This is a genomic window from Enterobacter sp. JBIWA008 (assembly GCF_019968765.1).
Lineage (GTDB): Bacteria > Pseudomonadota > Gammaproteobacteria > Enterobacterales > Enterobacteriaceae > Enterobacter.
This window is the reverse complement of the sequence record NZ_CP074149.1, coordinates 4,455,718-4,479,360: the sequence shown is the minus strand read 5'-3', so window position 1 is coordinate 4,479,360 and position 23,643 is coordinate 4,455,718. Positions and strand designations below refer to the sequence as shown.

The following is a 23,643-nucleotide window of genomic DNA, read 5'->3' as shown; positions in this document are numbered from 1 at the left end:
CATCAGATAACCATATTCAACAGCAGCACCCCGACCAGACCGCACACCGAAATAATAGTTTCCAGCGCGGACCAGGACTTGATGGTTTCACCGATGGTCAGGTTGAAGTACTCCTTGAACAGCCAGAAGCCAGGGTCGTTAACGTGAGAGAAAATTACGCTACCGGAACCGACGGCGATAACCATCAGCTCAGGGCTAACACCCGTGGTTGCGATCAGCGGGGCAACGATACCGCCTGCGGTGATCGCCGCAACGGTCGCAGAACCCAGCGCAATACGCAGAACTGCAGCAATAGACCAGGCCATGAGAAGCGGCGATACGTTGGTTTCATGCATCATGGCCGCGATGTATTTGTCCACGCCGCTGTCGACCAGAACCTGCTTGAACGCACCGCCACCGCCGATGATCAGGAGCATCATGGCAATGATTTTGATGGAAGAGGTCAGCGTGTCGTTGATCTGATCCATTGAACGGCCACGGTTAAGACCGAAGGTGAACATCGCGATCAGCACCGCAATCAGCGTGGCCATTACCGGGTCACCCAGGAATTCCGCAACGGCCAGGAATGCATGTCCTTTTGGCAGCACCATCTCCGCAACCGCACGCATCGCCATCAGGATCACCGGTACCAGTGAGGTCCAGACGCTGACGCCAAAGCCAGGCATCTCTTCTTCGGTGAAGGTTTTGGCGCTGTACAGACCTTCCGGGATCGGCTTATCAATGCCTTTCAGGAAGCGGGCATAAACCGGTCCTGCCAGAATCACCGTCGGGATCGCCAGAATCGTACCGAACAGCAGGGTTTTACCCATATCCGCGTGGAAGATGGTTGCGATGGCGGTTGGACCCGGGTGCGGCGGCAGGAAGCCGTGGGTCACGGACAGCGCCGCAGCCATTGGCACACCGACATACAGCAGCGGGATGTTTGCCGCAGCCGCGATGGTGAACACCAGCGGCAGCATCAGCACGAAGCCCACTTCATAGAACAGCGCGAAACCGACGGTAAAACCGGTTAAAACCACTGCCCACTGAATGTGTTGCTTACCAAATTTAGCAATCAGCGTGGTGGCGATACGCTGCGCGCCCCCGCAGTCCGCCAGCATTTTACCGAGCATGGCGCCGAAGCCCATGATCAATGCCAGGCTGCCGAGCGTGCCGCCGACACCGGCTTTAATCGAGCTGATGACTTTCACCAGCGGCATACCCTGCATCAGACCGACTGCAAGTGCCACCAGAACCAGAGCGATAAATCCGTTCATTTTGAAACGGATCATCAAGAGCAGTAATAACACAACACCGATAGCAACGATGACTAATGGCATGATTTACCTGGCCTTTGAATTGTTATGGGTAACGTCATTGTTTCAACGACAAATTCCGATTGTCCCAACTGGGAACAGAGCGTTAACGGCACTCATACTGATGCCTTCAAAACTATTAAGTTTAGTCGGCTGTTATAAGGATGCTGAGTGCCCACGAGAATGATACGGGTAACATGATGTGATTGAGAATCACCCTGGGAGGCTAAATTTGAATTATGAGACGCAGGTCAACATATGGGGGGAGAGGCAATGGAAGGTAGGCCCGGTAAGCGCAGCGCCACCGGGCGATACAGACGGATACTGAATTAGTAGTAAGAGTGCTCGCCGCGCTGGTGCTCGGTCAGGTCACGCACGCCTTTCAGTTCCGGGAACTCGTTCAGCAGCTGCTTCTCGATCCCTTCTTTCAGCGTCACATCGACCATTGAACAGCCGTTACAGCCGCCGCCGAACTGCAGAATCGCAAAACCTTCATCGGTGATTTCCATCAGGGAAACACGACCACCGTGGCCCGCCAGCTGTGGGTTAATCTGGGATTGCAGCAGATACTCAACGCGCTCCATCAGAGGGGCATCGTCAGACACTTTACGCATTTTCGCGTTCGGCGCTTTCAGGGTCAGCTGAGAACCCAGCTGATCGGTGACGAAGTCGATCTCCGCATCTTCAAGATACGGTGCGCTCAGCTCATCAACGTAGGCGGTGAGCTGTTCAAATTTAAGGGCAGTGTCAGTAGCTTCCACAGCGTCCGGAGGACAATAAGAAACACCACATTCTGCATTCGGAGTGCCTGGATTAATCACAAACACGCGGATCTGCGTCCCTTCTTCCTGATTTGCCAGCAGTTTGGCAAAGTGCGCTTGTGCAGAATCGGAAATACGGATCATAGCTTTGGCCTAATAGTTGACTAAATTACCTGGGTATAATCATACGCCCATTGAAGAAGGGCTACAAGGTACGGCACAGACACCATACCTGAACCGACGCGGCGCCGCTTCGCAAAAGCAGTCGGGAAAGTTCAGCAACGGTACTGCCCGTGGTGACGACATCATCCACAATCGCGATATGGAGACCGTCGACCGGCAATTCAAGGCGAAAGGCATTTTTGAGGTTTCTTTTGCGAAGCCGGGCGCTGAGCTGATGCTGGATGGCGGTGGCATGAACGCGTGTCAGCGCGCTGGCCTCATACCGACAGCCGAGCCACCGTGCGAGGGGACGGCAGATCAGATCACTCTGGTTATAGCCGCGCCGCCAGTGCCGACGTCGGTATAAAGGGACATTCACCACCATGTCGATTTTTGGCAGTGCCCGGTGACGTCGCGCCTGCAAAACCGCCAGCAATAGCAGGCGGGCAAGGGGCTGTGCCAGCGAGATCTGCCCGGAAAACTTCAGCGCGTGGATCAGCCTGTTCAGCGGCGGAACATAATCATCGACGGCCACCAGCGCGCTCCACGGTGGGCATTTTTTCAGGCAACGACCACAGGGCAACGAGGGGTTTGTGGCCGGTAAACCACATTCTGGACAGATCCCGATACGCCATTGCAGCGATCGCGTGCAGACGGAGCAGACGCCCCACCCGCTGAGCGCCAGCGGCATTTGGCATAGCCAGCACAAACCAGGTACTGTTAGCATGTGCAACCTCCATGTGAAAAAAAGAGAACAGTAACTGATGAAGACGCTGTGGTGGCAGACCGTAGGGACAGGAAATTGCCATCTTGTGCTGCTGCACGGATGGGGCCTGAATGCAGAAGTGTGGCATTGCATACGTGAGGAACTTGCCTCGCATTTCACACTGCATCTGGTGGATTTACCCGGCTTTGGCCGCAGCCGCGGGTATGGCGCCTTGTCGCTCGATGAAATGGCGCAGCAGGTTCTGGACGCTGCGCCGCAAAACGCCGTCTGGCTGGGCTGGAGCCTGGGCGGGCTGGTGGCGAGCCAGATTGCGCTGTCGCGGCCTGAACGCGTAAAAGCGCTGGTGACGGTGGCGTCATCGCCCTGTTTTAGCGCGCAGGATGAATGGCCGGGGATCAAGCCTGAGGTGCTTGCAGGCTTCCAGCAGCAGCTGAGCGACGATTTCCAGCGGACCGTAGAGCGGTTCCTTGCATTGCAGACAATGGGCACTGACACCGCGCGTAAGGATGCCCGAACGCTGAAGCAGACCGTGCTTTCGCTGCCGATGCCGGAGGTTGAGGTGCTTAACGGCGGCCTTGAGCTCCTGAAAACGGTTGACCTGCGTGAGCCGCTGGCTGAGCTGACGGTGCCACACCTGCGTATCTACGGTTACCTCGACGGGATTGTGCCGCGCAAAGTGGTTCCGCTGCTGGATTCACTCTGGCCGGACAGTGAATCGCAGATCGTTGCCAAAGCCGCACATGCCCCGTTTATCTCTCATCCGACGGAATTTTGTTCAGCGCTGATTGCGTTAAGTCAACGTTTCGACTGATTATTTTCTATCCAGTCTGGAAAAAGTAACACACCGCAACCATAATCCAAATGTCGTTGCGGTTGTTCTGCCTACGATAATCAAAACAACAATCCTATGGAGAGTCAGGCTATGAAACTTGTTACAGGTATTGTCACTTCTCTGGTTATTGGGTCACTGTCATTTGGCGTCTTTGCGGCAAAAGAGCTGGAAAAAGATAAAGTTGCCGGCATGAATCTGACGAAAATTGGTGAGATTTCTACGTCTGACACCACCGCGCCGATGGATGCGAGAAGAGAGCTGTCGAAGAAAGCGGATGAGCTGGGCGGAACGTACTACGTCGTCACCAGCGCAGAAAAACAGACCAAAAACGTACGCGCAACGGCGGACGTCTATAAGTAATACGGTAAAGCCGGGCAGCAATGCCCGGCTTTGTTAACGCAGCGCCCACCACTCCCTGAGGCAGACCTTTCCTTCCGGACAGCTTTTACAACTGCCGGAGAGACAGCCGTCAGCTTCTTCCTGAATCCGTTCGGCTTTCCCCATGGCTTCAAGTCTTTCCAGCATGGCATCAATCATCGGTTGCGGCGTATGCAGGCTGAGGCTCAGCTGTTTCGCCTCCATTCGCCCTTGCAGTGCCAGCAGGTCACGAACCTGAATCAACGATGCCATGGTTTTGCTCCTTAGTGACAGTCGCCCGCCGGGCTGCTGCAGCAGGTCGCGGCGGTTTTACGGTTTGCCAGCAGGTCGATGTCGACGCGGCTACGTGCCCGCCGCATCAGGCCGAGAACGATCGCGTTAAACAGCACAACCGAGAGAATACAGACCAGGCTGTAGCGCGGATGCTGGCTGAAGTTAACGGTTTGATAAAAGAGCGTCGCTAGCGAGTACGCAATGTTTAGCCCCCACAGGATGGAGAAGCCCATCCAGCCGCGGCTGGACTCGCGGGCAATCGCCCCCATCACGGAGATGCACGGAATGTAGAGCAGAACAAAGATGAGGTAGCTATAGGCCGCGGACGCGCTGCCAAATTTCTCGCCCATCACGCCCATGGCACCCGTCGCCATTTCGCCGTCGCCTTTGCTCGCCTCGATAGGGTTCGCCAGCACGCTCAGGCTGAAGGTATCTTTAAGGCTCTGCCAGGTTTCTTCTACGGCACCCAGCAGTTCATGACCGAGATGAAACTCTGCAGGATTAAACTCCTGTTCCTGGATGTTCTCTGCGGTGTAAAGCGTGTTCAGGGTGCCGACAACTACCTCTTTCGCCATCGCGCCGGTGAATAGCCCGACGGTCGCCTGCCAGTTATCCTCATGCACGCCAATCGGTTTGAAGACCGGCGTGATGACGCGGCTGACGGAGGCGAGGGCGGAGTCGTTGATGTTATCTGCCGCCTGCCCGCTGAGGGTGAAGCTGTTCAGCGCGCTCAGAAAAATGCTGACGATGACAATCACCTTACCGGCGCGCAGCACAAAGCCTTTCAGGCGCTGCCAGGTCTGGATCGCCAGGCTTTTCAGATGCGGCACGTGATAAACCGGCAGCTCCATCACAAACGGCGACGCTTCACCGCGCATGATGGTGTGCTTCAGCATTAAACCGGTGAGAATAGCCATCACGATGCCCAGTATATAGAGCGAGAAGACCGCCAGCGCACCCTGCTGACCAAAGAAGGCTGCGGCAAAGACCGCAAAAATGGCCAGACGGGCACCGCAGGACATAAACGGTGCCATCATGATGGTCATCAGACGTTCACGCGGGGCATCCAGGGTGCGCGCGCCCATCACCGACGGCACGTTACAGCCGAAGCCGACAATCAGCGGGACGAAGGATTTACCCGGCAGGCCCAGCGCCTGCATCAGACGATCCATCACGAACGCGGCGCGGGCCATGTAGCCGGAATCTTCCAGGAACGAGAGGAACAGATACATCATGCCGATCTGCGGCACCAGAGGCAGAACGGTGTTGATACCGCCGCCGATCCCCTGTGCGAGGAAGATGGTTAACCATTCCGGGAAGTGCAGGGTGTAACCCACCCACTGAATACCGTGTACGAAGACCGCGACGGAACCGGCGTCGAAAATGGGCTGGAGTGCGCCACCGATGTTAATGGCGAGCAGGAACATCACGTACATGACCAGCAGGAAGATGGGCAAACCGAGGAAGCGGTTAAGCACAACTTTATCCACCGCCGCCGTAAAGCGGCTGGGTTCTGCCGTCAGGGCGTTACTGACAACGTCGCAAATCGAGGCGATGGCCTGGTAACGCGCATCGGCGATGTGCAGCGCCGGGTCGTCCAGCTCGTCGTGAAGCCGGGCCACCGTCGCGTCCAGCTTATCTGCCGCATGCCCGGCGTAGGCGCGGCTGTAGATATCCCCTTCCAGCATCTGCAGGCCAAGCCACAGACGCTGTTTCGCAGGCATGCTTTTGTCCATCTCCTGCGTTAGCAAATTGGCTTCGCGCAGGAGAGGCTGCGCGTAATGCACCAGCTCAATGTCATGATTTCCCTGGTGACGGTCAATGGCCAGCTTCAGCGCGTCAATACCGCGAGCGCGCGTTGAGACCAGCGGAACAACCGGGCATCCGAGGCGCGTCGAGAGGGCATCTACGTCGATGCGCAGCTTTTGTTTCTCCGCGATGTCGAGCATGTTGAGCGCCACAATGCAGGGGATCCCCAGCTCCAGCAGCTGCAGCGTCAGATAAAGGTTACGCTCGAGATTGGAGGCGTCGACCACGTTGATCAGCAGGTCCGCGTCGCCGCCAAGAATATAGTGGCAGGCAATCTGCTCATCGAGCGAGGTTTGCGACGAAATGGTGGTTAAGGAGTAGGTGCCGGGAAGGTCAACCAGCGTCACCTGGTTGTCTGTCGTCGTGAACTGGCCTTCTTTACGCTCAACCGTCACGCCCGCCCAGTTGCCCACGCGCTGGCGTGCTCCGGTCAGCTGGTTAAAAAGCGTGGTCTTGCCGGAATTAGGATTGCCAATTAAGCCAATAGTTAACTTTTTCATTTTTTAGACTCACTGAAACCGCTGGCTTGTTATCGGGATAAGGCTTCAACTTCTATTAATGCGAGGTCTTTCTTACGCAGGACCAGATTCACGCGGCGGGTTTCGATGTGAACCGGGTCACCTAGCGGCGCCACGCGCACGACCTGGAATGACGAGCCGGGCAGCATGCCCAGCGACAGCAGCTTTTGCCGATAGGCCGGGCTAATTTCGCGGGTAAAACCGGTAATCTTCCATGCACTGTCTGGAGTGAATTGCATAACGCCTGATTCCACGAAAGGTTAAATTATCTACTATGCGATGATAATGAGAATAGTTTTTATCAGCAATATTAAAACTGTGACGGAATATTGTTTGCGGTATTAATTTACGGCCTGTTTGACCTTGCTCAATATTTGCTGAATTGTCTGGAAAACGAAAAGGGGAGCATTTGTTAACGGGTTGATAATTCGCGGTTTAAATATGGCTATGCAATCGGTTTCATATATCTCGATATGATTTTATTCCTCTCAACCTCTCCCCTTTAGGGAGAGGTTGAGGTGAGGGGCATTGACAACCTTAGCGTTTCTTACCCATCGCTGCCGCAAGCGCATCCATCATCGCGCTGTTGCCTGCAGGCTGAGCATCACGTCCGCGCGGTTTTGCGGCTTTCGCGGCCGGGCGCTGCTGCTCGCGGCCACCGCCATTGCCGCCACGGCGCGCGTTGGTTTCGCCCGGCTGCTCGTCCAGACGCATTGTCAGGGCGATACGCTTGCGCTGCAGATCCACTTCCAGCACTTTCACCTTCACGATGTCGCCCGCTTTGACCACGGTGTGCGGGTCTTCAACGAACTTGTCGGCGAGGGATGAGATATGCACCAGACCGTCCTGATGTACGCCGATATCCACAAATGCACCAAAGTTGGTGACGTTGGTCACCGCGCCTTCCAGCACCATGCCGGGCAGCAGGTCGTTCATGGTTTCCACACCGTCGGCAAAGGTCGCCGTTTTGAACTCAGGACGCGGATCGCGGCCCGGCTTTTCCAGCTCTTTGATGATGTCGGTGACGGTTGGGACACCAAATTTGTCGTCGGTGAAATCAACGGCTTTCAGGTTGCGCAGAGCGCTGCTGTCACCCATGAGATCTTTCAGTGCCTGCTGGGTGGCGGCCAGAATGCGTTCCACCACAGGGTACGCTTCCGGGTGAACGGTGGAGGCATCCAGCGGGTTATCGCCGTGGTTGATGCGCAGGAAGCCCGCACACTGTTCAAAGGCTTTTGGCCCCAGACGGCTCACCTTCAGCAGCTGCTGACGGTTCTGGAACTGACCGTTCTCATCACGCCAGGCGACGATGTTCTGCGCCATCATGCGGGTTAAGCCCGCCACGCGGGTCAGCAGGGGAACGGAGGCAGTGTTCAGGTCAACGCCGACGGCGTTTACGCAGTCTTCCACCACCGCATCCAGCTTGCGCGCCAGCTGAGTCTGGCTCACGTCGTGCTGATACTGGCCTACGCCGATGGATTTCGGATCGATCTTCACCAGCTCCGCCAGCGGATCCTGCAGGCGGCGAGCGATAGAGACCGCACCGCGCAGGGAAACGTCCAGGTCCGGGAACTCCTGGGCCGCCAGCTCGGACGCGGAATAGACGGATGCCCCCGCTTCGCTGACGATCACTTTCTGTGCCGTCACTTTCGGGAACTGCTTCTGCACGTCGAGGTAGAAACGCTCGGTTTCGCGTGAAGCCGTACCGTTGCCGATGGCAACCAGCTCCACGTTGTATTTTTCGCACAGCGCCGCTACCACGGCGGCCGCTTTCGCTGCCTGGCCGGTGTGCGGATAGATGGTGTCGGTTGCCACCAGCTTGCCGGTGCCGTCAACTACCGCCACTTTTACGCCCGTACGCAGACCCGGATCGAGACCCATGGTCGCGCGCAGGCCGGCAGGGGCGGCCATCAGCAGGTCGTGCAGGTTACGGGCGAAGACGTTGATTGCTTCATCTTCGGCGCGCTCGCGCACGGTACCCATCAGCTCGGTTTCGAGGTGCATCAGCACCTTTATGCGCCAGGTCCAGCTCACCACGCCTTTGCGCCAGCTGTCCGCCGGGGCGTTGTTCAGGCGCAGGCCGAGATGGTCGATGATGATCTGCTCGCAGTGGCTCTCTTTCGGCGGCTCGTCAAACTGCGGGTCAGCGTTCAGGGAGAGCTGCAGCACGCCTTCATTGCGGCCGCGGAACATTGCCAGCGCGCGGTGTGAAGGGGTGGTAGAAATCGGTTCGTGGTGATCGAAGTAGTCGCGGAATTTCGCGCCTTCTTCCTCTTTCCCCGCCACGACGGTAGAGACGATGTGGGCATTCTTCCACAGGTAATCACGCACTTTAGCCAGCAGGGCGGCGTCTTCGGCGAAGCGCTCCATCAGAATGTAACGCGCGCCGTCGAGGGCGGCCTTGGTGTCCGCGACGCCTTTGTCTGCGTCGATGAATTTCGCCGCTTCGGTATCGGGATCGTGGGACGGCTCATTCCACAGCAGGTCTGCCAGCGGCTCAAGGCCTGCTTCAATCGCAATCTGCCCGCGCGTGCGGCGCTTCGGCTTGTACGGCAGATAAAGGTCTTCGAGTTCGGTTTTGCTCAGGGTGCCATTGATGGCGCTTTCCAGTTCGCTGGTCAGCTTGCCCTGTTCGCCGATGGATTTGAGGATCGCCTGACGACGTTCTTCCAGCTCGCGCAGATAGCCCAGACGGGTTTCCAGGTTACGCAGCTGCGTGTCATCCAGACCGCCGGTGACTTCCTTACGATAGCGTGCAATAAACGGCACGGTGTTCCCTTCATCAAGCAGGCGAACGGCAGCTTCTACCTGTTCGGCTCTGGCCTGAATATCACCCGCAATAATGCGGCAGAGCGAATCTTTCATCATGGCTTTATCATCTGTTGAGTCGAAAAAATCAGGGGATAGTTATACGGGCTGACACGGCAAAATGCCAGCCGGGGAGGGCGCTCTCAGACTATTTTACGTAGACGATCTCATTGACGTACCAGCTGGCTTCACCGGCTGGGGTCTGCACGACGGCCAGATCGCCCACTTCCTTTTTCAGCAGCGCGCGGGCCATCGGGGAGTCGATGGAGATGTAATCCTTACGACCAAAAATTTCATCGTAGCCGACAATGCGAAAACGCAGGGTGTTGCCGTCGTCGTTTTCAATCTCCACCCACGCGCCGAAGAACACTTTGCCCTCCTGCTGCGGGGAGTAATCGACAATTTTCAGGTTCTCAAGGCACTTGGTCAGGTAGCGAACCCGACGGTCGATCTCACGCAGGCGCTTTTTGTTGTACTGGTAATCCGCGTTTTCGCTGCGATCCCCCAGGCTTGCCGCCCAGGTCACCTTTTTGGTTACTTCAGGGCGCTCTTCACGCCACAGGTAATCCATCTCTTTTTTCAGTTTTTCGTACCCTTCGCGGGTGATCAGGGGCGTTTTCATGGTAAAGCCTTTGCTGCCGGTTTTCTGTCTGGCGCACAATACGTACCACACAGTGTAACAGACAGGATTAATAATGATTTATGTGATGAAATGAGCAGATAAGCTGCTGTTAAATATGCTTTGTAACAATTTCGACTAGAATTTATACCAGATTTCGCTGGTCGAATACGTGCACTTTTTTAGAATACGCTGTCACAAAGACTATCCGAACCTTTGGGAGTACACACAATGCAAGAGAACTACAAAATTCTGGTCGTGGATGACGACATGCGCCTGCGTGCGCTGCTGGAGCGTTATCTGACCGAGCAGGGCTTCCAGGTTCGTAGCGTCGCGAACGCTGAGCAGATGGACCGTCTGCTGACCCGTGAATCTTTCCACCTGATGGTTCTCGACCTGATGCTGCCTGGCGAAGACGGGCTTTCTATCTGCCGCCGTCTGCGCAGCCAGAGTAACCCTATGCCGATCATCATGGTGACGGCGAAGGGCGAGGAAGTTGACCGTATCGTGGGCCTCGAAATCGGCGCGGACGACTACATTCCAAAACCGTTTAACCCGCGTGAACTGCTGGCGCGTATTCGCGCCGTACTGCGCCGTCAGGCGAACGAGCTGCCTGGCGCACCGTCGCAGGAAGAGGCCGTCATCGCCTTCGGCAAGTTCAAGCTGAACCTCGGCACGCGCGAGATGTTCCGTGAAGATGAGCCAATGCCGCTCACCAGCGGCGAGTTTGCGGTACTGAAAGCGCTGGTCAGCCACCCGCGCGAGCCGCTCTCCCGTGACAAGCTGATGAACCTGGCGCGCGGTCGCGAATACTCCGCAATGGAGCGCTCCATTGACGTGCAGATCTCCCGCCTGCGCCGCATGGTGGAAGAAGATCCTGCGCATCCTCGTTATATTCAGACCGTATGGGGTCTGGGCTACGTGTTCGTCCCGGACGGCTCTAAAGCATGAGGCGAATGCGCTTCTCGCCGCGTAGCTCGTTTGCCCGCACCCTGTTACTGATCGTCACCCTGCTGTTCGTCAGCCTGGTGACGACCTATCTGGTGGTGCTGAACTTTGCGATCCTGCCGAGCCTCCAGCAGTTTAATAAGGTCCTGGCCTACGAAGTTCGTATGCTGATGACCGACAAACTGCAGCTGGAGGACGGTACGCAGCTCGTCGTTCCCCCGGCGTTTCGTCGTGAAATCTACCGTGAGCTGGGCATTTCGCTCTACTCCAACGAAGCGGCGGAAGACGCTGGCCTGCGCTGGGCGCAGCACTACGAATTCCTCAGCCAGCAGATGGCGCAGCAGCTGGGCGGCCCAACGGAAGTGCGCGTTGAGGTCAACAAAAGCTCGCCCGTCGTCTGGCTGAAAACCTGGCTGTCACCCAATATCTGGGTGCGCGTCCCGCTGACCGAAATCCATCAGGGCGATTTCTCGCCGCTGTTCCGCTACACCCTGGCGATTATGCTGCTGGCGATAGGCGGCGCGTGGCTATTTATCCGTATACAGAACCGACCGCTGGTCGACCTGGAGCACGCTGCGCTGCAGGTCGGTAAAGGGATTATTCCTCCTCCGCTTCGCGAGTATGGTGCCTCGGAAGTCCGCTCGGTGACGCGCGCGTTTAACCATATGGCGGCAGGCGTGAAGCAGCTGGCGGATGACCGTACGCTGCTGATGGCGGGCGTCAGCCACGACCTGCGCACGCCGCTAACGCGAATCCGTCTGGCGACGGAGATGATGGGGGAAGAGGACGGTTATCTCGCCGAGTCCATTAATAAGGACATCGAAGAGTGTAACGCCATCATCGAGCAGTTTATTGACTACCTGCGCACCGGACAGGAGATGCCGATGGAGATGGCGGATCTGAACGCGGTGCTGGGCGAGGTGGTAGCGGCGGAAAGCGGCTATGAGCGCGAGATTGATACCGACCTGCAGGCAGGTGAAATCCAGGTACGCATGCACCCGCTCTCCATCAAACGTGCGGTCGCTAACATGGTGGTCAACGCGGCGCGCTACGGTAATGGCTGGATTAAGGTCAGCAGCGGGTCTGAACTCAACCGCGCCTGGTTCCAGGTGGAAGACGACGGTCCGGGCATCAAGCCCGAGCAGCGTAAGCATCTGTTCCAGCCGTTTGTCCGCGGCGACAGCGCGCGCAGCACCAGCGGTACAGGCTTAGGCCTGGCGATTGTTCAGCGTATTATCGATAACCACAACGGACTGCTGGAGATTGGCACCAGCGAGCGGGGGGGGTTGAGCATTCGCGCCTGGCTGCCGGTTCCGGTGACGCGGGGGCTGGTGAAAGAGGGATAGTCGGTCTGATGCCCGCACCCCGGCTCTCTCCCACGGGGAGAGGAAGAAAACATTAAAAAAGGCAACTTTCGTTGCCTTTTTGCTTTTACCTACAGCTTCGGTCCTGCGCTCACCAGCGCAGCACCAGCCGGAGTATCGGTATACTTCTCGAAGTTCTCGATAAACAGCTTCGCCAGCGATTCCGCCTTCTCACGCCACTGTTCCGGAGACCCGTACGTATTGCGCGGGTCGAGGATATGCGTATCCACACCCGGCAGCGACGTTGGGATCGCCAGGTCAAACATCGGCAGCGTGAAGGTTTCGGCGTCGTCCAGAGAACCATCCAGAATGGCGTCGATAATGGCGCGGGTATCTTTGATGGAGATACGTTTGCCGGTACCGTTCCAGCCGGTGTTCACAAGGTATGCCTGCGCGCCGGATGCCTGCATGCGTTTCACCAGAACTTCAGCGTACTGCGTCGGGTGCAGCGACAGGAAGGCCGCGCCGAAGCAGGCGGAGAAGGTTGGAGTTGGCTCCGTCACGCCGCGCTCGGTACCCGCCAGCTTGGCGGTGAAGCCGGAGAGGAAGTGGTACTGCGTCTGGCTGGCAGTCAGGCGAGACACCGGAGGCAGTACGCCGAACGCGTCCGCCGTCAGGAAAATGACCTTCGTGGCATGACCCGCTTTTGATACCGGCTTCACGATATTGTCGATGTGGTAGATCGGGTAAGAAACGCGGGTGTTTTCCGTTTTCGACGCATCGTCGAAGTCGATGGAGCCGTCGGCACGCACGGTGACGTTTTCCAGCAGCGCATCGCGACGGATCGCGTGGAAGATATCCGGCTCGGCCTCTTCAGACAGGCGAATGGTCTTCGCGTAGCAGCCGCCTTCAAAGTTGAATACGCCGTCGTCATCCCAGCCGTGTTCGTCATCGCCAATCAGGCGACGTTTTGGATCGGTGGACAGAGTGGTTTTTCCGGTGCCGGACAGGCCAAAGAACACCGCCACGTCGCCTTTTTCACCGACGTTCGCCGAGCAATGCATGGAGGCGATGCCCCGCAGCGGCAGCAGGTAGTTCATAACCGAGAACATCCCTTTCTTCATTTCGCCGCCGTACCAGGTACCGCCGATCAGCTGGATACGCTCGGTCAGATTGAAGGCCACAAAGTTTTCGGAGTTCAGACCCTGCTCTTTCCACTGTGGGTTCGTGCATTTTGCGCCGTTCATCACGATGAAATCAGGGGTGAAATCCTGCAGTTCTTCGTCGGTTGGACGAATGAACATGTTCTTCACGAAATGCGCCTGCCAGGCCACTTCGGTAATAAAGCGTACGGAAAGACGGGTGTCGGCGTTAGCGCCGCAGAAAGCGTCGACAATGAACAGACGCTTGCCGGAAAGTTGATGGGTGACGAGCCCTTTCAGGTGCTGCCAGGTTTCCGGGGAGAGCGGTTTGTTGTCGTTCTTCCCTTTGCCCTTGTCAGCCCACCACAGCGTATCGCGGGTGGTTTCGTCTCGGACGATATACTTATCTTTCGGCGAACGACCGGTAAAGATACCGGTATCGACGGCGATAGCACCAAGATTCGTCAACACACCACGCTCGTATCCTTCCAGTGCTGGATTGAGCTCTTCCTGATACAGCGTATCGTAGTCGGGGTTGTAGACGATTTCCTGGACGTCGTGAATACCATAAGCCTTGAGATCTTGCGGGGTTAAACCAGTAACACGCATATCACTGCTCCTTAGCCAATATGTACTGCCTGAAATTGTAGGGTTTTTCTGAGGTTGTTAACCGCGACGGGGCTCATAGATTTACGCATCTGGACAAAACCCTTACTAACGGAAAACGCTGCGACTCCAGTCACAGCGCAGGCGGATTATCGCAGGAATCGCTTTTTGGTTGGGGAAAATGTTCCGAAAAGGTTAAAGAGTGGTGATTTTATCGGAAAGAATGTGAATGTAATCGCATACACGTAAGAAAATTACGTAAGAGTTACATTAGGAAAACGATTCAGCTTGAGGCGGTTGTTTTACCCTCTCCCTAACCCTCTCCTGGAGGGAGAGGGAACTGGATAAGGGTAACGGTAAGACGGGATTAGTGAACCTGCGGATCCGCCGGGGAGGCGTTGTTGCGGATCTCAGCGATATCCATCGAATTGAACACGTAGTGCGTACCGCAGTAGTCACAGTGCATATCAATTTCACCGTCTTCCGCCATGATGCTGTCGATCTCTTCATCCGGCAGGGTTTTCAGCGCGCCAGCGCAGCGCTCGCGGGAGCAGGTGCACTTAAATTCCACCGCCTGCGGGTCGTAGACCGTCACTTCTTCTTCGTGGTACAGACGCCACAGCACGTCGGTCGCTGACAGGTTGAACAGCTCTTCCGCTTTGATGGTTTCGGTCAGCGTCGCCAGGTGCTCAAAGTCATTGGTCTGTGCGTCCTGCGCAGGCAGAACCTGTAGCAGCATACCGCCCGCAGCAGGCTGACCGTCCACTTCACCGGTGCGGATGAAGAGACGCGTCGGCAGCTGTTCTGAGCGCATGAAGTAATCTTCCAGGCAGGCAGCCAGGGTATCGCCTTCCAGACCCACCACGCCCTGATAGCGCTCGCCTTCCTCAGGGGAGATGGTGATCACCAGGTAGCCATTACCTACCAGCGTTTTGAGATCTGCATTTTCAGGCACGTCGCCCTGAACGCGCGCCACGCCGCGCATCTGCTGTTGGTTATTGCCGTTGATAACCGCCAGCGTCATCGGGCCGTCACCCTGCAGCTGCACGGTAATATCACCGGCAAACTTCAGCGTCGCTGTCAGCAGGCTGGTGGCAACCAGCAGTTCGCCCAACAGGGTTTTCACCGGCAGCGGGTAGTTGTGGTTTTCCAGAATCTGTTTCCAGGTTTCGGATACGGTGACCAGCTCGCCGCGCACGGCGAATTGTTCAAACAGATAGCGGTGTAATTGGTCGTGTTGGGCCATTTTCATCTCTCGTGCGGGTGAGGTTAATCAGTCTCACCGTGTTTAAATTTCATCAGATCGCGGCGCTCTTTTTTATCCGGTCGCCGGTCCGGATGAGGCATCGTCAGCGCGTTCATTTTGCGCGCCAGCGCGGTCTTCTCGCGCTTTTCAACGCTCTCCGCCGTCTCTTCATAAAGCAGTACAGCTTCCGCTGCGGGTCGACGCTGTTCGGTAATAGCTTTAATCACCACAGTACGTTCATCGTTGCCCTGACGCAGCGTTAAGGTGGCATTCAGTTCAACCAGCTTGCTCGGTTTGCTGCGCTGGCCGTTGTAATGCACTTTTCCGCCATCAACCATCTCTCGGGCAAGGGCGCGTGTTTTATAAAAACGCGCCGCCCACAGCCATTTATCCAGTCTTACCCCGTCAGCGGGTTTTTCTTTCATGGCGTCTCCTTCACGGTCAGTGAGGGGATCATCTGGCGGTAGTCGTTCAGTCCAGGGTGGCGCTGATAGCTTTTTTCAGCCAGGCCAGAGTCAGGATTGGTAACGCCCAGACAGTAGCGAATGCCAAACCTTGCCGCAGAATCCAGAATGGGCTCGCTGTCATCAATGAACAACGTACGTTCTGGCTGCAAACCCGTCTCTTCCTTCACCGCGTGCCACAACCGCTGATCCTCTTTCGGATAACCAAATGTGTGGGTGGAAAGTAATAAATCAAGGTGCGATGCCAGACCCGTATGTTCCAGCTTCACCGCCAGATTGTGTGGGTGCGCGTTGGTCAGCAAAATACGGCGCTTGCCGCTTGCTTTCAGCGCATCCAGGAAGGGCACGGTATCCTCGCGCAGAACGGCGCGTGGGCCCTGGGCGGTGGTCATGGCACAAATATCCAAACCGAGGCGTTCGCTCCAGTAGTCAAGACAGTACCAGTTTAGCGTATGTTGTACCGCGCTATATTGCGAACGAATGAATGCCTGCGCTTCTGCCGGGGAGATCCCCTGCTGCTCGCCATAGGTTTCAGGAACCAGCGTTTGCCAGAAATAGTTATCAAAGGCGAGATCGAGCAGCGTGCCGTCCATATCCAGCAGAACGGTATCTACCTCCTGCCAGGCGATATCAAGATGCATTAGGGGGAACTCCAGCCAGAAGAAACGTGCGCGACAGGGTAGCACATCTTGTCGCGCAACGACGTTATCAGATCAGGCTCTCAGACGAGGGGATCAGCTTAGGATTGAGGCAGTTTTCATAATACTGCTGGATGTCGGCAAGCCGGGTTCGCGAGCGCTGGTAGCGGCGCAGGGCCATAAAGCCGTTCCAGAAAATGGCGATCAGCATCGCGGTCATCAGCAGAGAGGTGCCGATGTAACGCCACAAACCTGCGCTGTCCGGCATCCGGTGCAGGCCGATATGGCGAGTGCCGTTGGCATCGGTATAAATACTCGTGACAATCCCTTCGGCGCTGAACGGCGTTTGCATCAGCATCTGCGCCAGGCGCTGGAACTGGCTCCACTGCTCCTGCGCCGGGTAGTCATAAAGCGCAACCTGCGGGTAGGGCTGATCGACCAGGTCGCTGCCTTCATCGCTTGCAATCACAAAGCCGCCCGGCGCCGGGCTGTTCAGCGCCTGAGCCGCACGGGTAGTCTCGCGCATCATGAACGGCGAGGTCGAGGTGGCGACCAGGTTATCCAGCGATTCAGCGCTAACCGGACGCAGCAGCACGTTAACGCCGTCCAGTCGTCCCGCTTCGGCGCGTTTCACCAGCGAGTCCCAGTCTTTACTGTTCCCCAGGTTTACCAGGGCGTTTTTAAGACGTATGCACTCATCCTGAGAGGAGCATAAATCCTGCGTTTTCAGGACGATGTCACCAAAATCATCCAGCAGAACCATGCCTGATTTCTGAATGGCCGAGCGCAGCGCAGGGCTGACGCGCGAATCATCGTCCGGTTTTGGGTGCAGCTGGCGGTTAACCGTCTGGGTGAGAGCCGTGGCTTTATTCACCACTTCGGATTCCGGCAGCGGCAGCGGCGGCGCGTCGTTCCAGATAATTTGCGAACAATCGAACGGCATGAACGGCGAGCTCTGACGCGTATTCCACGCCCCCGGGGTATGAATATTACACATCCCGGTACCCTTCAGGCGCAGCGTGTCTCCCACGCGTACACCGGCTTCATCCAGTTTGTTGACGCTGGTCGCTTCAATGGTTTGTGCGCCTTTGATCCACGACAGGGTGAATTTAATGGGCATATCCAGCGGCACGAAAAGCAGCAGCATGGCTAAGACCAGCGCGGCGCCGCCGGCAATGACCGCGCTGCGCAGCCAGTGCTGAAGCGGGAAATTTTTCACTTCATCATGCAGAGACAGGAAGCGCCCCTGACGCACAACGTGGCGGTCAAGGTAGATATCAATATCGGTTTTCTGCCCTAAGTCCTGCGCGATCCACGGCTGCCAGTGACGCGGGTAGATCAGGTCGATAATACCGAGCGAGATATTGTTGAGATGTTCCTGATCGTTTTCACCGAACAGGCCCCAGCGCTTTGGCGTACCGCGCAGGCAGTGGATCTCTCGCAACGAGGTTTTGGCCGGTGGGGCAAAGAGACCCCAAAGCCCGCCGGCCAGCAGCAGCACCGCGCCGCCAGCCAGCCAGGGGACAAACACATCCGGCGTGAGCAGGCAGATAAAAAAGAGCAGGAAGGCAGCAACGATCAGAATGGCTTCACGGATGCCGTCCGGGCGGCTCAGGGCGTACTCTTCATGCGTCTCCTGGCGAATGTTCAGCAGTTCGATCTGCTCTGTCTCTTCGCCACGGATGGAAGCCTGCGTTGAACTCGCGCGCTCCAGCGCAAAACGCGGGGCTTCCTGAAGATATTCATTCAGCGTATGGCCGTTAAGCGAGATAACCAGGGGCAACGAATCGGTGTGAATCAGCTCAACGCTGTTTTCGTCATTAATGTATTGCTCCCAGGACGGGGGCAGATGCACTTCTACTGAATCAAGATAATAGCGCCATTTGTTGGGGTCATCAGTGGTGATGCCGTAGCGCGTGATGGAGCGCGTCACGCAGAGCACGGTGTCACTTTGCGCATTAAGCTTGAGCGCGACGGGCGCAGCGGTGGCTCCCGTTGGCGCAGGCGTTAACTGAGTACGGTTCAGGATTTCGAGATAGTTTTCAACCGCATCGCGTTCGTCTTGCGTGAGTTTACGCGTGCTTGCACCCGCAAATGCATTTAAAAAGGGCAGGCGATAACGGCGCTGTGCACGGCGCCTGTACAACCACCCTGCAACCGACGCGCCGGCCAGCATAGCAGCGAGAACAATCAAAATGGTGCTCATGCTTTCCCCATCTTACTTATCTTCTTACAGGTGTAGTCAGTAGCACCTTTACATTGAATGAGAGTCTGTGGCTGGCTATCGGCAAGTATGGAGTCGAACTTGAGCATTCTGAAGCGCATCCCAGTGATCGGTGATGATAGCAAAGCCTGTTATGGCGCGATATCAGCAAATTCCTGGAAACATTTCAACCTCTTGACATTTGTTTTGAAATGAGGATTGATCCCTGCTACGTTGCATAAATGTAAATAAAGAGCGATTGACATTGCCGAAACCGTGCGGCATATCGCACAATAACGCCTGTTCTCACTGCTAAGACCCATCACGATGAGCAAACCACTACAAAAACCCACCATTCTGAATGTTGAAACTGTCGCCAAATCGCGCCTGTTTAATATCGAAAGTGTGGACCTGGAGTTCAGCAACGGTGTGCGTCGCGTTTATGAACGTATGCGCCCTTCTTCGCGCGAAGCGGTGATGATTATTCCTATTGTCGACGATCATCTGATTTTGATCCGCGAATACGCTGTGGGAACGGAATCTTACGAGCTTGGGTTCTCGAAAGGGCTTATCGACCCGGGTGAAACCGTCTTTGAAGCAGCAAACCGCGAGCTGAAAGAAGAGGTGGGGTTCGGGGCGAATGAGCTTTTATTCCTGAAAAAGTTGAGTATGGCACCGTCCTATTTTTCCAGCAAAATGAATATTGTGGTGGCCGAAGATCTCTATCCTGAATCGCTCGAAGGGGATGAGCCGGAGCCGCTGCCGCAGGTGCGCTGGCCGCTGGCGCATCTGATGGATCTGCTGGAAGACCCGGACTTTAACGAGGCTCGCAACGTGAGCGCGCTGTTCCTGGTACGGGAGTGGTTGAAGGGGCAGGGGCGACTGTAGGCCATAAAAAAGCCGGGTGGCGGCTTCGCCTTACCCGGCCTGGAATTCTTTGCCCGGTTTTTACCGGGCATTTTTATGCTTAAAACAGCTCGTGCGTTTCGCCGTTATCAATAATCTCGGTACCCACCTCATGCACAGCCTGTGTGGTTGGCTGCGTACCTTCGATGAAATACTCTTCGCGACTATTACCGCCGTTAGCGAGCTGACCCGTGCTGCGGTCGATATTGACCGTCACCACGCCTGGTGGCGGCGTCAGCGGCTGCTCCGGTACGCCTTCAAGAACGGATTTCATGTAGGCGTCCCAGGCCGGCTGCGCGCTTTTCGCGCCGCCTTCGTAGCCGGAAATTTGATCCTTAATCGCACCAGACGCCGTTGTACGGCCTAAATCACGGCGGTGATCGTCGAAGCCGATCCAGACCGATGTCACCACGCCCGGACCGTAGCCGGAGAACCACGCATCTTTCGAGCTGTTGGTTGTCCCCGTTTTACCGCCGATATCATGTCGCTGCAAATCACGCCCTGCACGCCAGCCTGTACCCTGCCAGCCCGGTTCACCGAAGATGTTAGTGTTCAGCGCGCTTTTGATCAGGAACGACAGCGGCGTGTTGATCACATGCGGGGCATACTCTGGCGCACCGGTCTGCGCCACCAGCGCCTGGTTCGCCTGCTCGAGCTGCGGCTGCGGCACCACACCGTTCTGCTGCTCCTGCGACACGGCAGGGTCTTCCATGTCCTTATTCTCAAGCACCTCGGATTTCGGCGTATTGCCATAAATGACCGGAATATCGCAGTCAGGACAGGCAATTTTCGGCTTCGCTTCGAACAGTACGCCGCCCTGATCGTTTTCAATCTTGCTGATGAAGTACGGGTCAATCAGGAAGCCACCGTTGGCCATCACCGAGTATCCGCGTGCGACCTGAAGCGGAGTAAAGGAGGCGGAGCCTAACGCCAGTGACTCGGTGCGAACGATGTTCTGCGCCGGGAAACCGAAGCGCTGCAGATACTCTGCGGCATAGTCGACGCCCATCGCGCGCATGGCGCGCACCATCACCACGTTTTTAGACTGTCCCAGGCCCTGACGGAGGCGTATAGGGCCGGCATACTCCGCAGGGGAGTTCTTCGGCTGCCAGTCGGAACCCGCCCCGGCATCCCAGCGGGAGATTGGCACGTCGTTAAGGATGCTGGCGAGGGTCAAGCCTTTATCCATCGCGGCCGTGTAGAGGAACGGTTTGATATTGGAACCGACCTGACGCAGCGCCTGGGTGGCGCGGTTAAATTTGCTCTGGTTGAAATCAAACCCGCCGACCAGGGCCAGGATGGCACCGTTCTGTGGATTGATAGAGACCAGGGCCGAGTTGACGTCCGGCACCTGCGCCAGCCACCAGGCTTCGCCTACCTTGCGCACCCAGATTTGCTGTCCGGTCTGGACTGCATCGGTCACTTTACGCGGCGTTGCGCCCTGCAGCGTATCCGAGCGGTAAGGACGCGCCCAGCGGATACCGTCCATACGCAGGGAAACGGAGGTGCCGTCCGCGAGCGTCGCAACGGCCTCCTGAGGATCGGCCTGCGTTACCACGGCAGGAAGGAGCGGACCATAGGTTGGCAGCGCCTTCAGCGTACTGGTGATTTTTTTGCTATCCCACGCGCTTTCGCCCACTTTCCAGAGCACGTTTGACGGGCCGCGATAGCCGTGACGCATATCGTAGTCCATCACGTTATTCCGCACCGCTTGCTGAGCCGCCTGCTGGACTTTGCGGGTGACGGTGGTGTACACGCGATAGCCATCTTCATAGGCCTTGTCACCATAACGATTCACCATCTCCTGGCGAACCATTTCCGTCAGGTAAGGAGACGCGAAGGCGATCTCAGGGGCATGGTAGTTAGCGTCGATAATATCGTTACGCGCCTGCTCGTACTCGCTTTGGCTGATATAGCCTTCGCTCAGCATACGTGACAGGACGACGTTACGACGTGCGGTGGCGCGATCGAGCGAGTAAAGCGGGTTAAAGGTGGACGGCGCTTTCGGCAGACCGGCAATGGTTGCCATTTCGCTTAAGGTGAGTTGCTCAACAGGCTTACCGAAGTACACCTGCGCGGCAGCCCCCACGCCATAGGCGCGGTAGCCCAGGTAGATTTTGTTGAGATACAGCTCAAGAATTTCGTCTTTGCTCAGCAGCTGCTCAATACGGATAGCAAGGAACACCTCTTTGATCTTACGTATCAGCGTCTTTTCCGGGCTGAGGAAGAAGTTACGCGCCAGCTGTTGCGTAATGGTACTCGCCCCCTGGGAGGCGTGACCAGAGAACAACGCAATGCTCGCGGCACGGAAAATCCCCACCGGATCGACACCATGGTGCTCGTAAAAACGGCTGTCCTCCGTGGCGATAAAGGCTTTTACCATCACGGGTGGAATTTGGTTTAAGGTCAGCGGAATACGACGCTTCTCGCCATACTGCGCCATTAGCTCGCCATCGGCGCTATAGACTTGCATCGGGATCTGGAGTCGCACATCGCGAAGCGTGGCGACATCAGGTAGCTGTGGCTCAATATATTTGTACAAACCGTAAATCGAGCCTGCTCCCAGCAGAATGCAACAGACTGCAAGGATGAATAAATACTTTACGAACTTCACCGGAGATTTCCCATTTGGTTTCACTTGGGCAGTTTCTAAACAATCGCGCGGTAGTATAAAGGCAAGCCTGATTCATTGATATAGCCGTCAAGATGACGGGCGATAAGGAGATCGTGAAGCATGGCTTTCAAAACATGGCAAACGGGCGTTCATATTCAACAGGATAGGGTGTTGATCGTCGCCCTGGCCCGGGAGAAGTCCGGCTGGTGCTTGCGCCACTGGTGGGCAATTCCTCTGGCCGAAGGCATCATTCGTGACGGCAAAATTTATCAGCCAGAACAGCTGGTTGATGCGTTACTCGACTGGCGTAAAACGCTGCCGCACTACCACCGGGTGTTCCTCTCTTTCCCGGCAGCACGCACCCTGCAACGGTCGCTCCCCCGCCCGACCGTTGTGCTGCGCGACAGCGAGCAGCTCTCATGGCTTGGCGCGGCGCTCGCGCGCGAACTGGAGATGTCTGCCGATACGCTCTGTTTCGATTACGCACAGGATACCTTCAGCAATACCTTTCACGTGACTGCCGCGCAAAACAACGAGGTAGACGCCCTTCTCGCGCTGGCGAAAACGCTGCGTTTGCGTCTGGTGGCCATTACTCCGGATGCCAGCGCGCTGGCGAATCTTCTTCCCGCGGTGGCGCCAGCGACGTGCATCGCCTGGCGGGACGACCGGCAGTGGCTTTGGGCGATGCGCCATCAGTGGGGACGCCGCTTTACCACAGAAGCCGAAAACGTGGCTGAACTGTCGGCGCTGCTGGCGCTTGGTCCGGATGACATCGCGCTGTTTGATAGCCGACGTGACCCGTGGGAAATCCTGGAACGCTGGCATGCCCCGCTACCGGACTGCGGCGCTGATTATACCGTTGCGCTGGCGTTGGCCATGAGCGAGGTGCCCGGATGAGCATCATGAACTTTCTGCCCTGGCGACAGCAGCGGCGCGCACGATGCCTGCGTTTCTGGAGCGCAATGTGTGTCGGCACCGTGCTGTTGATGTTCGTGGTCATTTTCTGTCTGCGGATGAACCATCTTACGGTGCTGCACGCGCTGCAAACGGAACTGACGGGAATGCAGACCGTGCAGCATGGGCTTCTCTCCCGGCAGAAACTCGCCTCACAGGCGCAGAAGCCAGCGCAGACCCTTCAACGACGCGCATGGCAACCGGTGCTGGAATCCCTTTCCCGCGCCATTCCTGCACAGGTCTGGCTGACGGAACTGCGCTCTCAGCCGCCTGCGCTGACGTTGACCGGGTATGCCACAACCCTGCCAGCCCTGTCTGCTCTGCGCGATGCGCTTGGCCAAATAGCGGGTTTCACGCCCGGGACGGCGGGTGAGCTTCGGCAGGATAGCCAGGGGCGCTGGATGTTCACCCTCCACCTTAAAAGCGAGGGATAACG

21 protein-coding genes are annotated in these 23,643 nt (G+C 56.8%); 7 read left to right on the top strand and 14 right to left on the bottom strand.

Translation table 11 applies throughout. The features are described from left to right. Positions 1 to 2: 2 nt before the first annotated feature. The 3 genes from gntT to gntX all read right to left on the bottom strand — a co-directional run bounded on the left by gntT (position 3) and on the right by gntX (position 2,945). Entirely contained in the window at positions 3 to 1,319 is a 1,317-nt protein-coding gene (gene gntT, locus KGP24_RS21815; protein ID WP_223561768.1) for a gluconate transporter, read from the bottom strand. A 305-nt stretch (positions 1,320 to 1,624) separates the two neighbouring features. Continuing rightward, entirely contained in the window at positions 1,625 to 2,200 is a 576-nt protein-coding gene (gene nfuA, locus KGP24_RS21810; RefSeq protein WP_008503055.1) for a Fe-S biogenesis protein NfuA, read from the bottom strand. 61 nt (positions 2,201 to 2,261) lie between these two features. Continuing rightward, positions 2,262 to 2,945 (bottom strand): DNA utilization protein GntX, encoded by a 684-nt coding sequence (gntX, locus tag KGP24_RS21805; RefSeq protein WP_223561767.1) that lies wholly within the window; start codon positions 2,943 to 2,945, stop codon positions 2,262 to 2,264. A gap of 37 nt (positions 2,946 to 2,982) precedes the next feature. Here gntX and bioH point away from each other — a divergent pair, with 37 nt between their 5' ends. Next, on the top strand, positions 2,983 to 3,756 hold the full coding sequence (gene bioH / locus KGP24_RS21800) for a pimeloyl-ACP methyl ester esterase BioH (protein ID WP_223561766.1): 774 nt from the start codon (positions 2,983 to 2,985) through the stop codon (positions 3,754 to 3,756). Between the two features lie 111 nt (positions 3,757 to 3,867). Continuing rightward, positions 3,868 to 4,137: a YdgH/BhsA/McbA-like domain containing protein gene (locus KGP24_RS21795; RefSeq protein WP_033146824.1), complete on the top strand. Its 270-nt coding sequence runs from the start codon at positions 3,868 to 3,870 to the stop codon at positions 4,135 to 4,137. A 33-nt stretch (positions 4,138 to 4,170) separates the two neighbouring features. On the opposite strand, the gene feoC is transcribed toward KGP24_RS21795, so the two are convergent. From feoC to greB, 5 genes are all read right to left on the bottom strand, one after another. Further along, positions 4,171 to 4,407, bottom strand: a complete 237-nt coding sequence (gene feoC, locus KGP24_RS21790) for a [Fe-S]-dependent transcriptional repressor FeoC (protein WP_223561765.1) — start codon at positions 4,405 to 4,407, stop codon at positions 4,171 to 4,173. An 11-nt stretch (positions 4,408 to 4,418) separates the two neighbouring features. Then, positions 4,419 to 6,737: a Fe(2+) transporter permease subunit FeoB gene (feoB, locus tag KGP24_RS21785; RefSeq protein WP_223561764.1), complete on the bottom strand. Its 2,319-nt coding sequence runs from the start codon at positions 6,735 to 6,737 to the stop codon at positions 4,419 to 4,421. Between the two features lie 29 nt (positions 6,738 to 6,766). After that, the gene (gene feoA, locus KGP24_RS21780) at positions 6,767 to 6,994 is read right to left on the bottom strand and encodes a ferrous iron transporter A (RefSeq protein WP_008503050.1); all 228 of its coding nucleotides are present in this window, start codon (positions 6,992 to 6,994) and stop codon (positions 6,767 to 6,769) included. Positions 6,995 to 7,292: 298 nt separating this feature from the next. Further along, positions 7,293 to 9,623 (bottom strand): Tex family protein, encoded by a 2,331-nt coding sequence (locus tag KGP24_RS21775; protein WP_223561763.1) that lies wholly within the window; start codon positions 9,621 to 9,623, stop codon positions 7,293 to 7,295. Between the two features lie 88 nt (positions 9,624 to 9,711). Continuing rightward, positions 9,712 to 10,185, bottom strand: a complete 474-nt coding sequence (gene greB, locus KGP24_RS21770; RefSeq protein ID WP_047367195.1) for a transcription elongation factor GreB — start codon at positions 10,183 to 10,185, stop codon at positions 9,712 to 9,714. Positions 10,186 to 10,413: 228 nt separating this feature from the next. Between greB and ompR the strand changes: the two genes are divergently transcribed. Together ompR and envZ are read left to right on the top strand one after the other, a co-directional pair. Further along, positions 10,414 to 11,133 (top strand): two-component system response regulator OmpR, encoded by a 720-nt coding sequence (gene ompR, locus KGP24_RS21765; RefSeq protein WP_001157751.1) that lies wholly within the window; start codon positions 10,414 to 10,416, stop codon positions 11,131 to 11,133. Continuing rightward, on the top strand, positions 11,130 to 12,476 hold the full coding sequence (gene envZ / locus KGP24_RS21760) for a two-component system sensor histidine kinase EnvZ (protein WP_194401412.1): 1,347 nt from the start codon (positions 11,130 to 11,132) through the stop codon (positions 12,474 to 12,476). Before ompR ends, envZ begins: the two co-directional genes overlap by 4 nt. An 89-nt stretch (positions 12,477 to 12,565) precedes the next feature. Here envZ and pckA read toward each other — a convergent pair whose 3' ends face one another. The 5 genes from pckA to KGP24_RS21735 all read right to left on the bottom strand — a co-directional run bounded on the left by pckA (position 12,566) and on the right by KGP24_RS21735 (position 18,736). Then, positions 12,566 to 14,185, bottom strand: a complete 1,620-nt coding sequence (pckA, locus tag KGP24_RS21755) for a phosphoenolpyruvate carboxykinase (ATP) (protein WP_023309493.1) — start codon at positions 14,183 to 14,185, stop codon at positions 12,566 to 12,568. 364 nt (positions 14,186 to 14,549) lie between these two features. Continuing rightward, positions 14,550 to 15,434 (bottom strand): Hsp33 family molecular chaperone HslO, encoded by an 885-nt coding sequence (gene hslO, locus KGP24_RS21750; protein WP_162269339.1) that lies wholly within the window; start codon positions 15,432 to 15,434, stop codon positions 14,550 to 14,552. A gap of 17 nt (positions 15,435 to 15,451) precedes the next feature. Further along, a complete protein-coding gene (hslR, locus tag KGP24_RS21745) occupies positions 15,452 to 15,853 on the bottom strand; it encodes a ribosome-associated heat shock protein Hsp15 (RefSeq protein WP_223561762.1) in 402 nt (133 codons plus the stop codon). Continuing rightward, a complete protein-coding gene (gene yrfG, locus KGP24_RS21740; protein ID WP_223561761.1) occupies positions 15,850 to 16,533 on the bottom strand; it encodes a GMP/IMP nucleotidase in 684 nt (227 codons plus the stop codon). Before yrfG ends, hslR begins: the two co-directional genes overlap by 4 nt. 67 nt (positions 16,534 to 16,600) lie before the next feature. Continuing rightward, complete coding sequence (locus KGP24_RS21735) at positions 16,601 to 18,736, bottom strand: intracellular growth attenuator family protein (protein ID WP_223561760.1); 2,136 nt, start codon at positions 18,734 to 18,736, stop codon at positions 16,601 to 16,603. A 324-nt stretch (positions 18,737 to 19,060) separates the two neighbouring features. On the opposite strand from KGP24_RS21735, the gene nudE reads away from it, so the two are divergent. Then, entirely contained in the window at positions 19,061 to 19,621 is a 561-nt protein-coding gene (gene nudE / locus KGP24_RS21730; protein WP_223561759.1) for an ADP compounds hydrolase NudE, read from the top strand. A 79-nt stretch (positions 19,622 to 19,700) separates the two neighbouring features. Here nudE and mrcA read toward each other — a convergent pair whose 3' ends face one another. Continuing rightward, on the bottom strand, positions 19,701 to 22,253 hold the full coding sequence (gene mrcA, locus KGP24_RS21725) for a peptidoglycan glycosyltransferase/peptidoglycan DD-transpeptidase MrcA (protein WP_223561758.1): 2,553 nt from the start codon (positions 22,251 to 22,253) through the stop codon (positions 19,701 to 19,703). 120 nt (positions 22,254 to 22,373) lie between these two features. On the opposite strand from mrcA, the gene KGP24_RS21720 reads away from it, so the two are divergent. Then, positions 22,374 to 23,150: a DNA utilization protein HofM gene (locus KGP24_RS21720; RefSeq protein WP_223561757.1), complete on the top strand. Its 777-nt coding sequence runs from the start codon at positions 22,374 to 22,376 to the stop codon at positions 23,148 to 23,150. Next, positions 23,147 to 23,641, top strand: coding sequence for a PilN domain-containing protein (locus KGP24_RS21715; protein WP_223561756.1), 495 nt, complete (start codon positions 23,147 to 23,149; stop codon positions 23,639 to 23,641). The genes KGP24_RS21720 and KGP24_RS21715 overlap by 4 nt, the downstream gene beginning before the upstream one ends. Positions 23,642 to 23,643: the final 2 nt, after the last annotated feature.

Bases quoted from the DNA above. Each gene is read 5' to 3' on its own strand.
- gntX (WP_223561767.1), bottom strand. From the start codon at position 2,945: ATGCTAACAGTACCTGGTTTGTGCTGGCTATGCCAAATGCCGCTGGCG.
- ompR (WP_001157751.1), top strand. From the start codon at position 10,414: ATGCAAGAGAACTACAAAATTCTGGTCGTGGATGACGACATGCGCCTG.
- KGP24_RS21715 (WP_223561756.1), top strand. From the start codon at position 23,147: ATGAGCATCATGAACTTTCTGCCCTGGCGACAGCAGCGGCGCGCACGA.
- nudE (WP_223561759.1), top strand. From the start codon at position 19,061: ATGAGCAAACCACTACAAAAACCCACCATTCTGAATGTTGAAACTGTC.
- KGP24_RS21775 (WP_223561763.1), bottom strand. From the start codon at position 9,623: ATGATGAAAGATTCGCTCTGCCGCATTATTGCGGGTGATATTCAGGCC.
- pckA (WP_023309493.1), bottom strand. From the start codon at position 14,185: ATGCGTGTTACTGGTTTAACCCCGCAAGATCTCAAGGCTTATGGTATT.
- gntT (WP_223561768.1), bottom strand. From the start codon at position 1,319: ATGCCATTAGTCATCGTTGCTATCGGTGTTGTGTTATTACTGCTCTTG.
- greB (WP_047367195.1), bottom strand. From the start codon at position 10,185: ATGAAAACGCCCCTGATCACCCGCGAAGGGTACGAAAAACTGAAAAAA.
- hslO (WP_162269339.1), bottom strand. From the start codon at position 15,434: ATGAAAATGGCCCAACACGACCAATTACACCGCTATCTGTTTGAACAA.
- KGP24_RS21795 (WP_033146824.1), top strand. From the start codon at position 3,868: ATGAAACTTGTTACAGGTATTGTCACTTCTCTGGTTATTGGGTCACTG.
- hslR (WP_223561762.1), bottom strand. From the start codon at position 15,853: ATGAAAGAAAAACCCGCTGACGGGGTAAGACTGGATAAATGGCTGTGG.
- envZ (WP_194401412.1), top strand. From the start codon at position 11,130: ATGAGGCGAATGCGCTTCTCGCCGCGTAGCTCGTTTGCCCGCACCCTG.
- KGP24_RS21720 (WP_223561757.1), top strand. From the start codon at position 22,374: ATGGCTTTCAAAACATGGCAAACGGGCGTTCATATTCAACAGGATAGG.
- KGP24_RS21735 (WP_223561760.1), bottom strand. From the start codon at position 18,736: ATGAGCACCATTTTGATTGTTCTCGCTGCTATGCTGGCCGGCGCGTCG.
- feoB (WP_223561764.1), bottom strand. From the start codon at position 6,737: ATGAAAAAGTTAACTATTGGCTTAATTGGCAATCCTAATTCCGGCAAG.
- feoC (WP_223561765.1), bottom strand. From the start codon at position 4,407: ATGGCATCGTTGATTCAGGTTCGTGACCTGCTGGCACTGCAAGGGCGA.
- bioH (WP_223561766.1), top strand. From the start codon at position 2,983: ATGAAGACGCTGTGGTGGCAGACCGTAGGGACAGGAAATTGCCATCTT.
- feoA (WP_008503050.1), bottom strand. From the start codon at position 6,994: ATGCAATTCACTCCAGACAGTGCATGGAAGATTACCGGTTTTACCCGC.
- yrfG (WP_223561761.1), bottom strand. From the start codon at position 16,533: ATGCATCTTGATATCGCCTGGCAGGAGGTAGATACCGTTCTGCTGGAT.
- nfuA (WP_008503055.1), bottom strand. From the start codon at position 2,200: ATGATCCGTATTTCCGATTCTGCACAAGCGCACTTTGCCAAACTGCTG.